Origin of the sequence: Streptosporangium sp. LJ11 (genome assembly GCF_051918945.1) — a bacterium.
Classification (GTDB): Bacteria; Actinomycetota; Actinomycetes; order Streptosporangiales; family Streptosporangiaceae; genus Streptosporangium.
In genome coordinates this window covers 259,305-272,581 of the sequence record NZ_JBPXMB010000006.1, presented here as the reverse complement: position 1 = coordinate 272,581, position 13,277 = coordinate 259,305, and the positions used below count along the sequence as shown (strand labels likewise).

Genomic DNA, 13,277 nt, shown 5'->3' with positions numbered 1-13,277 from the left:
CCCTTGTGGCCCGAAGAAACGCGGGCAATAATATGGGGCAATTCTAATAAATGGGGTGAACACGCATGCGAGGAATCATCCTGGCCGGCGGCAACGGCACCCGACTGCATCCGGCGACGCTTGCGGTGTCCAAGCAACTGCTGCCGGTGGGCGACAAGCCGATGATCTACTATCCGCTGTCGGTCCTGATGCTCGCCGGTATCAGGGACATCCTTCTCATCACCACGCCGGGGGACATGCCGCAGTTCCGCAGGCTGCTCGGCGACGGGGCGCACCTCGGGCTGAACATCGCCTACGCGCGGCAGGACAAGCCGCGCGGGATCGCCGAGGCGTTCCTCATCGGGGCCGGCCACGTCGGCTCCGACGATGTCGCGCTGGTGCTCGGCGACAACATCTTCCATGGCAACTCCTTCTCCGAGCTGCTGGCCAGGGAGACCGCGAACCTGCGCGGCTGCACCCTGTTCGGGTACCCGGTGCACGACCCGGAGCGCTACGGCGTGGGCGAGACCGACGCCGAGGGCTGGCTCGTCTCCATCGAGGAGAAGCCGGCCCTGCCCCGCTCCAACCGGGCGATCACCGGCCTCTACCTCTACGACAACGACGTGGTCGGCCTGGCCGGGGAGCTGCGGCCGTCCGAGCGCGGCGAGCTGGAGATCACCGACCTGAATCGCGCCTACATGAAACGGGGCCAGGCGAAGCTGATCGACCTCGGCCGCGGGTTCGCCTGGCTGGACACCGGCACCCCGGAGTCCCTCCTGCAGGCCAGCATGTACGTGCGGACGCTGGAGGAGCGCCAGGGGGTGCGGATCGCCTGCGTCGAGGAGGTCGCGCTGCGGATGGGCTTCATCGGGGCCGAGGAGTGCCACCGTCTCGGGGCGCGGCTCGGCAAGTCCAGCTACGGCCGGTACGTCATGGCCATCGCCGACGAGCTGGCCGCGTGAGCACCGCCGGCGTCACCGCTTGCGGCCGACGAAGACCCCGCGCTCGGTCCAGCCGACCTGGACGTACTCCGCCGGGCACCCCGCGTCGGCGAACGCCGCCAGATACTCCTCCAGGGTGAACAGCGTCAGCAGGTCGACCTCGGTGAAGGCTCTGACCCCGGCGGAGTCCCCCACGAGGAAGCGCACCTCCATGCGCGTGGTGCGCCCGTGCCGGGTCGAGTGCGAGACGCGGGCGACCGTCATGCTCTCCGTACGGGCCAGGTCGCCCGCGACGTAGTCGTCGATGAACCGGTCGGGGAACCACCAGGGCTCGACCACGAGCACCCCGCCCGGTTCGAGGTGGCCGGCCATCGACCGTACGGCGGCGCGCATGTCCGCCTCGGTGCTCAGGTACCCGATGGCGGTGAACATGCACACCACCGCGTCGAAGGTGCGGCCGAGGTCGAAGTCCCGCATGTCCCCGGCGTGCAACGGCACACCGGGGAGCCGCTTCACGGCCAGGTCCAGCATCGGCCGTGCCAGCTCCAGGCCCTCGGTGTGCGCGAACAACCCGCCGAACGCCTCCAGGTGGGCGCCGGTCCCGCAGGCCACGTCGAGCAGGGAGTCCGCGCCGGGAAAGCGCGCCCTGATCAGCCCGCCGGTCTCCTCGGCCTCCTCGGTCCAGCTCTTTCCCCGGCTCCCATAGATGACCTCGTAGACTTCCGCAAGCTCGTGGCCGAACATCATGCCTCCTTAACAGCCGGGTGGGGTCAGTCGTCGAGCACGGCGACCGCGCGCGCCCAGCCGGCGCCCGCCCCGGCGATCTTCACGGGAAAACACGCCACGCGGAAGCCGTGGGACGCCGGCAGGGCGCCGAGGTTGGCGAGGCGCTCGATCTGGCAGTACTCCCGGTCGCGTCCCGCGAAGTGGGCCGGCCACAGGACCGAGCGGTCCCCGGTGGCCCGGTACCTGGCGATGACGTCCCCGAACGGGGCGTCCAGGCTGAACGCGTCCGTACCGATCACGCGCACCCCCAGATCCAGCAGGAAGTGCACGGCGGAGCCGTCGAGCCCGGCGAAGTCCGTGAAGTACCGCGGGGTGCCGGCGTGCCGCTGCGCTCCGGTGTGCAGCAGCACGATGTCCAGCGGGCGGGGCGTGTAGCCGATGCGCTCGAGCTCCTTGCGCACCCGGTCCGCGCCGACGGCTCCGGTGGCCGCGTCGGTGAGGTCGAGCACCACGCCAGGGTTGAAGAACCACTCCAGCGGCATCCGGTCGATGTGCCGGGGCACGCCGTCGCCGTAGGAGGCGCGCGAGCCGTAGTGCGAGGGCGCGTCGACGTGGGTGCCCGTGTGGGTGGTGAGGGTCATCCGGTCGAGCGAGAGGAACTCCCCGTCCGGCAGCTCGTCCGGGTCGAAGTCGACGCCGAAGTGCTCGCGCATCTCCTCGCTCATGTGGACGGCCCCCTCGCGCGGGGTGAGGACCTCGTGGACCAGCGGATCGGGTTCGTAGGAGGAGGAGTCCACCGGTGAGGACAGGTCGATGAGCCGCATGTACGCCTCCGGGAGAACGCCACTGAACGCGTCGATCGTCGCCGCGGGCGCCCGCGAACGCCTGGAGCCTCGCTCGAACCCGCTCTCGTACCGCGCGCTCCAGCGGCTCTCCGGACGGGTCGCCCAGCATCGGGGCCCTGCCCCTGGGGCCGAACGGAGGAGGAACCATGTCCGTACAGACCGGCAGCCCGCCACTCGCCGCCCTCTACGCCGAAGTGCAGCAGTTCTACGCCAGGCACATGCACCTGCTCGACGCCGGAGCCGCGCGGGAGTGGGCGGAGACCTTCACCGAGGACGGCGTCTTCGCCCCGCCCTCGGCGCCGGAGCCGATCCGGGGCCGGGAGAACCTCGCCGCCGGGGTGCGCGCGGCGGCGGCGGGCCTGGCCGACGCCGGTGAGGTGCACCGTCACCTGCTCAGCATGGTGGCGGTGGAGCCGCTGGACGGCGACGCGCTGCGGGTGCGCAGCTACGCGCAGATCATCGCCACGCCTCGGGGCGGCGCGCCCCGGCTGCACCTGATGTGCGTGTGCGAGGACCTCCTCGTCCGCGAGGACGGCGAGCTTCGCGTCCGCGAGCGCCACGTCACCCGCGACGACCGCCCGGACCTGCGGACGGGCACGGCGTGACCGGCCACGGGCCGCCGCAGGACACCGCGGGTGACGCGGCGGGTGACGCGGCGCCCACCGAGAGTCGATCCGGGTTCGAGCAGCGGTTCCTACGGTGCCGGGCATGACGACGTCAAACGACGACCGAGACGACAGAGACGACCGGGTGTCCCGCGCCGTGATCGTGACCGGAGGCGGCACCGGGATCGGCAGGGCCACGGCGCACGCGTTCGCCGAACAAGGCGCGGGAGTCCTCGTGGTCGGGCGCACCGAGTCCACCCTCGTCGAGACGGCCAAGGACCATGACCTGATCCGGGTGCTGGCGGCCGACCTCACCGACCCCGCCACCCCCGAGCTCGTCGTGGACACGGCGCTGCGCGAGTTCGGCCGGATCGACGTGCTGGTGAACAACGCCGCCGCGCTCGGGTACCGGCCGCTCGCCCAAGTGGACCGCGAGCTCGTCGACGCCCAGATCGGCACCAACCTCATCGCCCCGATCCTCCTCGTCCGGGCCGCGCTCGACGCGCTGGAGGCGAGCGGCGGCACCGTGGTGAACATCGGCACGGCCGGCTCCTTCGGGACACGCGCCTGGCCGGACAACGGCGTGTACGGCGCGGCCAAGGCCGCGCTCGACTTCCTCACCCGGACCTGGGGCGTCGAGCTGGCCCCCCGGGGCATCCGGGTGGTGGGCGTCGCCCCCGGCGTGATCGACACGCGGTCCGGCCCCCGGATGGGGCTGACCGAGGACGGCTACGAGGACTTCCTCCGGCAGATCGGCACGCGCACCCCGCTGGGCCGGGTCGGCGACCCCGCCGAGGTCGCGTGGTGGATCGTCCAGCTGACCCGTCGTGAGGCCGGTTACGCGACGGGCGTGGTGCTGCCGATCGACGGCGGGCTGTCCCTCACCTGACCCGCCGGCGGGAGGCGGAATGCATACGACCCAGAACCGATGGGCGGACCGCCGGCAGCGGTTCACCCGCTTCTGCCTGGCGCGTCTCGCCGCGGCGCCCCTCACCGCGACGCCCTTCCTCACGGCCGGCAGGGCCGTGCGGGCCCTGGCGCTCCGCGAGTCCGGCCACGTCCCGCCCGGTACGGCCGGCCCGCACGGGACCGCCGGCCGACCCCGCAAGTAGAAACCATCGCTGGAGGAACCATGCGTGTACTGTTCGTCGCCTCTCCCGGCCTCGGGCACCTCTTCCCCACGGTGCCCCTGGCGCAGGCCGTCCGCGCCGCCGGGCACGAGGTCCGCTACGCCACCGGCGGCCTGAGCGTCGCGGCGTCCGAGGCGGGGTTCGGCGTGTTCGACGTCACGCCCGGCCTCGACTACGCGCCGATCTTCATCTCGGAGGGCGGCGGCGACGGTCCCCAGCCGGTCCACGCCGACGATCCCGAGGACGAGATGCTCGCCCGCCTCTTCGCCCGGGTGTCGGCGGTGATGGTGGACGGCGTCGTCGAGGCCGCGCGGTCGTGGTCGCCGGACCTGATCTTCTCGCCGCCGCTTCAGGGCGCCGGCCCGCTCGCCGCCGCCGCGCTCGGCCTGCCGTACGTGGACATGCCCGTCGGCCTGTACGACGCGCGGGAGGACCTCCCGGCGATGGTGCGCGAGGCCATGCGCGAGCAGTACGAACGGCACGACGTCACCGGCGAGCCGGTCGCGGCCGCCCGGATCAGCACGTGCCCGCCGAGCTTCGCGAGGCTGCTCCCGCGGGAGCGGTCGTCGGCCGGCGCCTGGCCGATGCGCCACGTGTCCTACAACGGCGGATCGGTGCTCCCGGACTGGCTTCTTCGCCGGCCGGAGCGCCCCAGGATCGCGGTGACCCTCGGCACCATCGAGGCCCAGTGGGGCGGCATCGCCGTGCTCGCGCCGCTGATGGCCGCGGCCGGTGATGTGGACGCCGAGTTCGTGCTCACCCTCGGCGGCGGCGACGTGTCGCTGCTCGGCCCGCTGCCGGACAACGTCCGGGTGGTGGAGTGGGCGCCGCTCGACGCGCTGCTGGAGACCTGCGCGGCCGTGATCCACCACGGCGGGAGCGGGACGTCGATGACCGCGATCCAGGCGGGGATTCCGCAGTGCGTGCTCCCCCAGGGGTCCTACCAGCACAGCGACGTCGACGTGATCGCGCAGCGCGGGATCGGCATCCTGGCCGACGCCGCGTCGCTGGGGGCCGAGGAGTGCCACACGCTGCTGAAGGACGAGTCCATGCGGGACGCGGCGCTGCGGGCGCGCGACGAACTGCGGTCCATGCCGGCGCCGGCCGAGCTGGTCCCCCGGCTCGCCGAGCTGGCCGGGCGGCCGCGATGACCTCCGCGATGACCTCGAAGCCCGCGGAACAGCGAGAGGAAGGAGCACCGGCATGACGGCCCAGGCCGAACTGAGCACACCGGAGTCCCTGACCGGCGACATCGTCCGGTTCTACCGCGAGCAGGGATACGTGCACGTCCCCAGGGTGCTGTCCCAGGACGAGGTCGGGGCGTTCCTGGCGGCGTCGGAGGAGCTGCTCCGCCGCGAGACGCCCACGATCTGGGGCGAGTCGGAGGAGGACTGCCAGGTGCACTACATCGAGGAGGCGTGGCTCAAGAGCGAGACGCTGCGCGGCCTGGCGCTGCATCCGCGCGTCACCGGGATGGCCAGGCGGCTCGCCGGCGGGCCGCTGCGCCTGTACAGCAGCGACGTACTGGTGAAGAAACCCCGCGAGGCGCTGCCCACGATGATCCACGACGACGAGGCGGGACTGCCGCTGTCCAACATGTCGCGGACGCTGACCGCCTGGATCGCGCTGGTCGACGTGCCGGTGGAACGGGGCTGCCTGTGTTACGTGCCCGGCTCCCACCTGCGCGGGGACGCCGACCGCCAGATCCACATGGAGAGCTTCGCCGACCACCGTCCGATGGAGGAGATCTGGCCGGAGTTCCCGTGGCGGCCGAGGGTGTCGGTGCCCATCCGCGCCGGCGACGTCGTCTTCCACCACTTCCGCACGGTGCACATGGCCGGGGCCAACACCACGGACCTGCCGAGGATGGCCAACGGCGTCATCTACGCGGACGAGGACGTCGCCTACCGGCCGGGCGTCCAGGACCAGTACCTCACCCACCTCCGGCCGGGGCAGCGGCTGGAGGGCGAGAAGTTCCCGTCCATCGGGTGAGCGCAGAGGCCGGTCGGGAGGAGCAGCCCGGATGAGAGTCATGTTCGCCTCGCTCGAAGGCAGCCACTTCCAGCTCATGGTGCCGATGGCCTGGGCGCTGCGCACCGCGGGACACGAGGTCAGGGTGGCCTGCAAGCGGGACCTGGCCGACGCCGTCACCCAGGCCGGCCTGACGGCGGTGCCGGTCGAGTGCCCTCCCTGGCAGGAGGGACTCGGCCGGTTCCACACGGCGGCCATCGCCCGCTGCAACGAGCTCGACACCACCGAGCTGGAACAGGAGCGGCCGTCGTGGGAGACGCTGCTCGCCTACGAGAGTCTCGTGGTCCCCGCCCTGTGGTCGCGGCTCAACCGGGACGAGATGATCGACGGCCTGGTGGAGTACGCCCGGTTCTGGCGGCCGGACCTGGTGCTGTGGGAGAGCTTCTGCATGGCGGGGCCGGTGGCGGCGCTGGCCTCGGGCGCGGCGCACGCGCGGCTGGTGTCCGGCCCGGACATGGCTCTGCAGATGGGGGTGCGCAGGGAGTTCGTCCGGCGGTCGGCCGAGCTGCCGCCGGAGAACCGCGAGGACCCCACGGCCGAATGGCTCGACTCGACCCTGGAGCGGATCGGCTGCGACCGCCGCTTCGACGAGACGATGCTGACCGGCCAGTGGATCATCGACAGCCGGCCGGCGAGCATGCGCGAGGACCTGGGGCTCACCACCGTGCCCGTGCGATACGTGCCCTACAACGGGCGATGCGTCGTGCCCGCCTGGCTGCGGGAGCCACCCGCCCGCCCCCGCGTGTGCCTCACCCTCGGCACCAGCATTGACAGCGACTACGCGCTGTTCGACCTGGACACCATGCTCAACGCCCTGATGGGGACGCTGGCGGAGATGGACGTGGAGGTGGTGGCGGCCATCGCCCCGACGCAGCGGGCACTGCTGAGGGAGGTGCCGGGCAATGTGCGGGTCGTGGACTTCGTCCCGATCGACGACCTGCTGCCCACCTGCGCGGCGGTCGTCCACCACGGCGGCTACCAGACGAAGGCCACGGCGGAACTGCACGCTGTCCCGCAGGTGATCGTCACCGGCTGGGAGTGGGTCAGCGAGGGGATGGGCCGGGACTACGAGAGGCAGGGCACGCTCCTGGCCGTCTCCCTCAGGGAGTTCAGCGCCGAGCTGTTCCGCGAGCGGCTGGAGCGGGTGCTGGGCGACCCCTCGTTCGCCGAGAACTCCCGGCGGGTCAGGGACGAGCTCCTCGCGATGAGGACGCCGAACGACATCGTACCGACGATCGAGGAACTGACCGCCGGGCACCTGGCCAGCGCGCCGGGTACCGGCCCGCGGTCCTGACGAAGGGAATCCCATGGTGAGCGAGGACCGGCCCGGTGCCGGCGGACGGGCGACCACGGAGACCGAGGAGATCCTCCAGGAGCTGGGCCGCTACGCGGACGACGCGCGGGCGATCAGCCTGCCGCCCCGGGCGTACACCTCTCCAGAGTTCTACGAACTGGAGTGCTCGCGGGTGTTCGGCCGCAGCTGGGTGCTGGTGGGGCACGCCGGCGAGCTGGCGGCGGCGGGCGACTACGTCGCGCTCACGGTCGCGGGCGAGCCCGTCGTCGTGACCCGGGGCGCCGACGGCTCGCTGCACGCGATGTCGCCGATCTGCCGGCACCGGAACATGCCGCTGGTGGAGCCGGGCGCGGGCCGTACCGACGCCTTCACCTGCCGGTACCACCTGTGGCGGTACGGGCTGGACGGGCGGCTGCTCGGCGCGACGTTCATGCGGGGCAACAGGGCGTTCGACCCGGCGTCCTGCCGGTTGCCGGGGTTCGGGGTGGAACAGTGGCGCGGGTTCGTGTTCGTGAACCTCGACCCGGACGCCGAACCGCTGGCCCCGCACCTGGACCGCTTCGAGCGCGAGACGGCCTGCTACCCGCTCGGCGACATGGTCCAGGTCGCCTCCTGGCAGGAGGAGTGGCAGGTCAACTGGAAGCTCGCCGTCGAGAACGCGCACGAGAACTACCACGTCATGGGCCTGCACCCGAACACGGTCGCGCTGATCACCCCGCCCGGCGGCGACATGGACGTGCGGGTCGACTCGCCGTGGGCGACGCGCCTGCGCAGCCCTTTCAGGGAGCCCGCGGAGCCCGGGGTGCTGCCGCTCGGCGACGAGCAGCGGGCGTTCATGGACAACTACTGCGTCTTCCCCTCCGGCAGCGTCGCGACCTTCGCCGACTCGATCGTCTGGATCAGCTTCATCCCGCTGTCGATCGACCGTACCCAGGTGCGCGGCGGCGTCCTTCTGCCACCGGCCCTGCTGGAGGGCGCCGATCTCGAGACGCTCCGCAAGGAACAGGAGGCGAGCGCGGCCGTGGTCAACACCGAGGACCGCGACGGGCTGGAGGCGGTCCAGCGCACGATCGGCTCCCGGTTCGCGAACCGGGGCCACCTCAGCCCCAAGGAGCCCGGCGTCCTCGCCTTCTACCGCGGCCTGGCCCGGGCCCTGCGGTCCGGATGAGCGCGCCGCGCGTTCCCGGCGGTCGTCTCCTGGAGGAAGGAACCGGTTGAAACTCCTCGTCACCGGCGCGGCCGGCTTCATCGGCTCCGCCTACGCGCGCATGCTGACGGACTCGCGGGGGCCGGACGCCCCGCACGTCACCGTGCTGGACAAGCTCACCTACGCGGGCGACCTGAGCAACCTCGGCGACCTCGTCGAGGGGCACCCCCGGCTGCGGTTCGTCCGGGGCGACATCTGCGACGCCGAGCTCGTCGGCAAGCTGATGACCGAGACCGACCAGGTGGTGCACTTCGCCGCCGAGTCGCACGTGGACCGGTCGATCGCCGGGGCCGGCGACTTCGTGCGCACGAACGTGGTGGGCACCCAGACGCTGCTGGACGCGGCGCTGCGGCACGGCGTGAGACGGTTCGTGCACGTCTCCACCGACGAGGTCTACGGCTCCGTCGAGCACGGCTCCTGGACGGAGGACAGCCCGCTCGACCCGAGGTCGCCGTACTCGGCCTCGAAGGCCGCCGCCGACCTGCTGGTCCTGTCCTACCACCACACCCACGGCCTGGACGTGCGGATCACCCGGGCGTCCAACACCTACGGCCCGCGCCAGTTCCCCGAGAAGGTGATCCCGCTGTTCGTCACCAACCTTCTCGACGGCGAGCGGGTGCCGCTCTACGGCGACGGGCGCAACGTCCGCGAGTGGCTGCACGTGGAGGACCACTGCCGGGGAGTGGACCTGGCGCGCACCGCGGGCCGCCCCGGCGAGGTGTACAACCTCGGCGGCGGCGTCGAGCTGACCAACCGCGAGCTCACTGAACGCCTGCTGGCCGCCTTCGGGGCCGACTGGAGCAGGGTCCGGCCCGTGCCGGACCGCAAGGGCCACGATCTGCGCTACTCCCTCGACTCCGGCAAGGCCCGCACCGAGCTCGGCTACCGCCCGCGGCACGACTTCGCGCGCGGCCTCGCCGACACGGTCGCCTGGTACCGCGCGAACCGCGACTGGTGGGAGCCGCTCAAACACCGCCGCGCCGGGCCCGGCGCGCACCCTACCCGCGATGAGAGAGAGACGAGATGACCTCCACCCCCGCACCCCAGCAGCAGGACGTCGCCGACTTCTACCAGCAGTCCACCCGTTTCCTGGCCGAGCTGACGGGCGGCAGCCTGCACTTCGGCTACTGGGACTCGCCCTCCGACGAGTCCACGATGGAACGGGCCTCGCGGCGGCTCACCGAGCTGATGATCGAGAAGATCGCGGTGAAACCGGGCGACCGGGTGCTCGACATCGGCTGCGGCACCGGCGGGCCCGCGGTCCAGCTCGCCGCGGAGACGGGCGCGGAGGTGGTGGGCGTCACCATCAGTCAGGTCCAGGTGGAGCAGGCGACGGCCCTCGCGGAGTCCTCGGGGCTGGGCGGCCAGGTGACCTTCCGGCTCGCCGACGCCATGGAACTGCCGTTTCCCGCCGGCTCCTTCGACGCCGTGTGGTTCTTCGAGTCCATCTTCCACATGCCCGACCGGCTCCAGCCCCTCCGGCAGGCGGCGGCCGCGCTACGGCCCGGCGGCCGGCTGGCGCTCACCGACGTGCTCACCTCCCCCGCCCACGACGTGCCGGACAAGCCGTTCGCGTCGCTGTTCGGCGAACCGATCCAGCTCGCCGACTACCCGCCGCTGCTGAACCGGGCCGGGTTCACCCCGGTCGAGGCGGCCGACATCACCGAGCAGTCCGTCGGCCGCACGCTCGACCGCATCGCGGGGAAGATCTCCGAGGACCGGGCACGTCTCGTCGAACGGTTCGGCGCCGAGCTGGTGGACCAGGTCGAGGGCACGGTGCCGATGCTGAGGTCGGCACGGCTCGGCTACGCCATCGTCACCGCCACCCGCTGACGTCCCGCCGCGCTCACGCGGGTACGGCCCCTGACGGGCCGTACCCGCGTTTCGCGTCACAACGAGTCGGCCGAGGTGATCACGGGCTTGGGAATCGGCCGGATGAACCTGCCCCCGTTGTCGAGGAAGGCCGACTCCTTGCGAAGGATCTCGTCGGAGTAGTTCCAGGCCAGCAGCAGGTAGTAGTCCGGGACGTTGGCCTTCGCGAACTCCGGCGAGCGGACCGGGACATGCGTCCCCGGCAGCACCTTGCCCTGCTTCAGCTCCGTCGTGTCGCTGCAGAACTCCAGTTCCTCCGAGCCGAGCCCGCACACGTTGAGGATCGTGTTCCCCTTGGCCGAGGCGCCGTATCCCGCGATCCGCTTGCCCTCGGTCGCGAGCCGCCGCACGAGCGCGGGCAGCTCGTCCCTGACCCGGTCGACGTTGAGTGCGAAGTCCCGGTAGACCGCGTCGCTGTGCAGTTCGGCCCGCGTCTCCAGGCGGAGCAGTTCCCCGACCGAGGGACGCGTCGCCCACGGGCCGTCGTCGTGCCCGACGAAGACCAGGATCGAGCCGCCGTGCACCGGTAGCCGCTCGACGTCGAAGACCCGCATCCCGTGCCGGGCGAAGAGCGAGACGAGGGTGCCCACGCTGAAGTACGACAGGTGCTCGTGGTAGATCGTGTCGAAGGCGTTCTGCTCGAAGAGGTCGAGCGCGTAGGGCACCTCGACGGCGAAGACCCCCTCGGGCGGGAGCAGTTCGCGCACGCCCCTGACCACCCCGGCCACGTTGTCGATGTGGGCGAAGACGTGACGCGCCACGATCAGCCGCGCCTGGCCGTACCCCTTCGCGATCGACCGCGCGGTCTCGGCGGAGAAGAAGTCCGGCAGGGTCTCGATGCCCCGGCCGGTGGCCACCTGGGTGAGGTTGCGCGCCGGGTCCACGCCGAGCGTGCGCATGCCGGCGTCCCGGAACGCCACGAGCTGCGCGCCCGTGTTGCTGCCGACCTCCACCACCAGGCTCTCCTCCGGCAGCGCGAAGCGTTCCACGCAGGTGTCGGCGACGTACGTCATGTGCCGGGTGATGATGTCGGAGTCGGAGGTGACATAGGGGTAGTCGCGGTAGAGGACCTCCGGGTCGACGATGTGGGTCACGCTCAGCAGCCGGCAGGACCGGCACGAGATGACGCCCAGCGGGAAGTACGGCTCGTCGTCGTACGAGTCGGCGGGGTCCAGGAAGCCGTTGGCCAGGGGGACGAGCCCGAAGGAGACCACCTCCTGCCAGTCCGTTCCCCCGCAGACCCGGCACTCCACGACCTCTCGCACGCTGCCACTGGTATCCATGTCTGGCTCCTCTCTCGATGACGATGAAAGCCGCGCCCGCCCCGGAGGTCAGCCGGAGGATCTCCGTGGCCTCATCCGGTACGGACCGGCGACCGCAGCACCGCCGCGGTGGCCGGGGACCTCAGACGGCGAAGCACGTCGCCGGCACGGCGGACGTCCGGCAGGCCGGCCACCACGGCGGAGACGGCGGCGGCCGCCTGGGCCCGCACGAACGGGGCGACGACGGCGGCGGGCGAGCCCGCGGGCAGGGTCAGGTGCCGCACGGGCCGCCGCGTGAGGTCGAAGCGGTCCGCCCCGGCGTACGCCTCGGGATCGCGGTTCGCCGCCTCGGCCACCACGACAACCTCCTGACCGGCCTCGATCCGCCGCCCGGCGATCTCGACGTCCTGGTGGGCGTACCGGCGGTGCAGCCGGATCGGGGGCGCGTACCGCAGCGTCTCCTCGATCGCGGCGGGAGCGAGGCCGGGGTCCTCGCGCAGCAGCCGCAGCTGCTGCGGATGGTCGAGCAGCGCCGCGACCGCCTCGCAGACGAGGTTGGCGGCGGTGTCGGTGCCGACGGCCGCGAGCAGCACGCGGACGGCGAGGGCGTCGGCCGGGCGGTCGTCCAGGTCGGCCGACGCGCCCGGCGGCCCGTCGGCCGGGCGTTCCCCCGGAGACGGTCGCGCCGGCGGGATCGTCTCGCCGAGCAGCTCGCGCAGCCCGGCGAGCGCCGCGAGCAGCTCGCGGGCGGTGGCGAGGCGCGGCGGGCAGAAGGTCGCGTCCAGCGTGCCCGCCGCTCCGGCGCAGAGGGCGGCGAAACGGCCGCGCAGCGCCGGGGGCAGGCCCAGCAGGTCACCGAGCACGGTGACCGCGGCGTCGCGGGCGAATCCGGTCATCAGGTCGAACCCGCCGGTCGGCCGCCGTACCCGGGCCCGGTGGAGGTCCGCGATCTCGCGGCGGCGCCCTTCCAGCGCGTCGGCGATCATGGGACCGGCCCGGCGCGCCAGCCGGTCGTACTCGGCCCGGTCCAGGGTCACGAAGGCGTCCTCCAGCGGCAGGACCCGCCCGAGGGCGGGAACGTCCCACGGCGCCTCCTCCTCCGCGGTCCCGGCGCCGGGGTGGCGGGGGCTCAGCCGCGGGTCGGCGAGGATCGCCGCGCCCGGCTCGTAGGAGGCGGTCACCCAGACCCGCGCGAGGCTGAGGGAGACGGGGCCGCGCTCCCGGATCCGCCGGCCGAGCTCCCCCGGGTCGTCGCCGGCCGCCCGCAGCAACCGGGCGTACGGGTCGTCCATGGACTCCGGCAGCCACTGAACGCCGCGAAGTGCCAGCAGGTCCTCGCTCAGCCGGCGGGCCGGCGCTGTCTGCACCATGCGCCTCACGCTAGG

At 72.4% G+C, this 13,277-nt stretch carries 14 protein-coding genes; 10 read left to right on the top strand and 4 right to left on the bottom strand.

The features are described 5' to 3' along the window. The first annotated feature begins 65 nt into the window (after positions 1–65). Positions 66–941 (top strand): glucose-1-phosphate thymidylyltransferase RfbA, encoded by an 876-nt coding sequence (gene rfbA / locus ACTOQ3_RS11885; RefSeq protein WP_440083416.1) that lies wholly within the window; start codon positions 66–68, stop codon positions 939–941. A gap of 12 nt (positions 942–953) precedes the next feature. Here the strand turns inward: rfbA and ACTOQ3_RS11880 are convergent, their stop codons facing one another. Both ACTOQ3_RS11880 and ACTOQ3_RS11875 read right to left on the bottom strand, forming a co-directional pair. Then, entirely contained in the window at positions 954–1,667 is a 714-nt protein-coding gene (locus ACTOQ3_RS11880; protein ID WP_440083415.1) for a class I SAM-dependent methyltransferase, read from the bottom strand. A gap of 23 nt (positions 1,668–1,690) precedes the next feature. After that, the gene (locus tag ACTOQ3_RS11875) at positions 1,691–2,470 is read right to left on the bottom strand and encodes a cyclase family protein (protein ID WP_440083414.1); all 780 of its coding nucleotides are present in this window, start codon (positions 2,468–2,470) and stop codon (positions 1,691–1,693) included. A gap of 167 nt (positions 2,471–2,637) precedes the next feature. On the opposite strand from ACTOQ3_RS11875, the gene ACTOQ3_RS11870 reads away from it, so the two are divergent. From ACTOQ3_RS11870 to ACTOQ3_RS11830, 9 genes are all read left to right on the top strand, one after another. After that, a complete protein-coding gene (locus ACTOQ3_RS11870) occupies positions 2,638–3,096 on the top strand; it encodes a nuclear transport factor 2 family protein (RefSeq protein ID WP_440083413.1) in 459 nt (152 codons plus the stop codon). Between the two features lie 103 nt (positions 3,097–3,199). Further along, a complete protein-coding gene (locus tag ACTOQ3_RS11865; RefSeq protein WP_440083412.1) occupies positions 3,200–3,985 on the top strand; it encodes an SDR family NAD(P)-dependent oxidoreductase in 786 nt (261 codons plus the stop codon). Positions 3,986–4,004: 19 nt separating this feature from the next. Beyond that, positions 4,005–4,208, top strand: a complete 204-nt coding sequence (locus ACTOQ3_RS11860) for a hypothetical protein (RefSeq protein ID WP_440083411.1) — start codon at positions 4,005–4,007, stop codon at positions 4,206–4,208. Between the two features lie 20 nt (positions 4,209–4,228). Next, a complete protein-coding gene (locus ACTOQ3_RS11855) occupies positions 4,229–5,377 on the top strand; it encodes a nucleotide disphospho-sugar-binding domain-containing protein (protein WP_440083409.1) in 1,149 nt (382 codons plus the stop codon). Positions 5,378–5,429: 52 nt separating this feature from the next. Then, positions 5,430–6,218 (top strand): phytanoyl-CoA dioxygenase family protein, encoded by a 789-nt coding sequence (locus ACTOQ3_RS11850; RefSeq protein ID WP_440083408.1) that lies wholly within the window; start codon positions 5,430–5,432, stop codon positions 6,216–6,218. 31 nt (positions 6,219–6,249) lie between these two features. Further along, positions 6,250–7,551 carry an activator-dependent family glycosyltransferase gene (locus ACTOQ3_RS11845; RefSeq protein WP_440083407.1) on the top strand — a complete coding sequence of 434 codons (1,302 nt, stop codon included), beginning with the start codon at positions 6,250–6,252 and terminating at the stop codon, positions 7,549–7,551. A gap of 13 nt (positions 7,552–7,564) precedes the next feature. Next, the gene (locus tag ACTOQ3_RS11840; protein WP_440083406.1) at positions 7,565–8,719 is read left to right on the top strand and encodes an aromatic ring-hydroxylating oxygenase subunit alpha; all 1,155 of its coding nucleotides are present in this window, start codon (positions 7,565–7,567) and stop codon (positions 8,717–8,719) included. Between the two features lie 46 nt (positions 8,720–8,765). After that, entirely contained in the window at positions 8,766–9,785 is a 1,020-nt protein-coding gene (gene rfbB, locus ACTOQ3_RS11835) for a dTDP-glucose 4,6-dehydratase (RefSeq protein WP_440083405.1), read from the top strand. Beyond that, positions 9,782–10,591, top strand: coding sequence for an SAM-dependent methyltransferase (locus ACTOQ3_RS11830; RefSeq protein ID WP_440083404.1), 810 nt, complete (start codon positions 9,782–9,784; stop codon positions 10,589–10,591). Before rfbB ends, ACTOQ3_RS11830 begins: the two co-directional genes overlap by 4 nt. A 56-nt stretch (positions 10,592–10,647) precedes the next feature. Here the strand turns inward: ACTOQ3_RS11830 and ACTOQ3_RS11825 are convergent, their stop codons facing one another. Next, on the bottom strand, positions 10,648–11,913 hold the full coding sequence (locus ACTOQ3_RS11825; RefSeq protein WP_440083403.1) for a class I SAM-dependent methyltransferase: 1,266 nt from the start codon (positions 11,911–11,913) through the stop codon (positions 10,648–10,650). Positions 11,914–11,984: 71 nt separating this feature from the next. After that, on the bottom strand, positions 11,985–13,262 hold the full coding sequence (locus tag ACTOQ3_RS11820) for a cytochrome P450 family protein (RefSeq protein WP_440083401.1): 1,278 nt from the start codon (positions 13,260–13,262) through the stop codon (positions 11,985–11,987). Between the last annotated feature and the right edge of the window lie 15 nt (positions 13,263–13,277).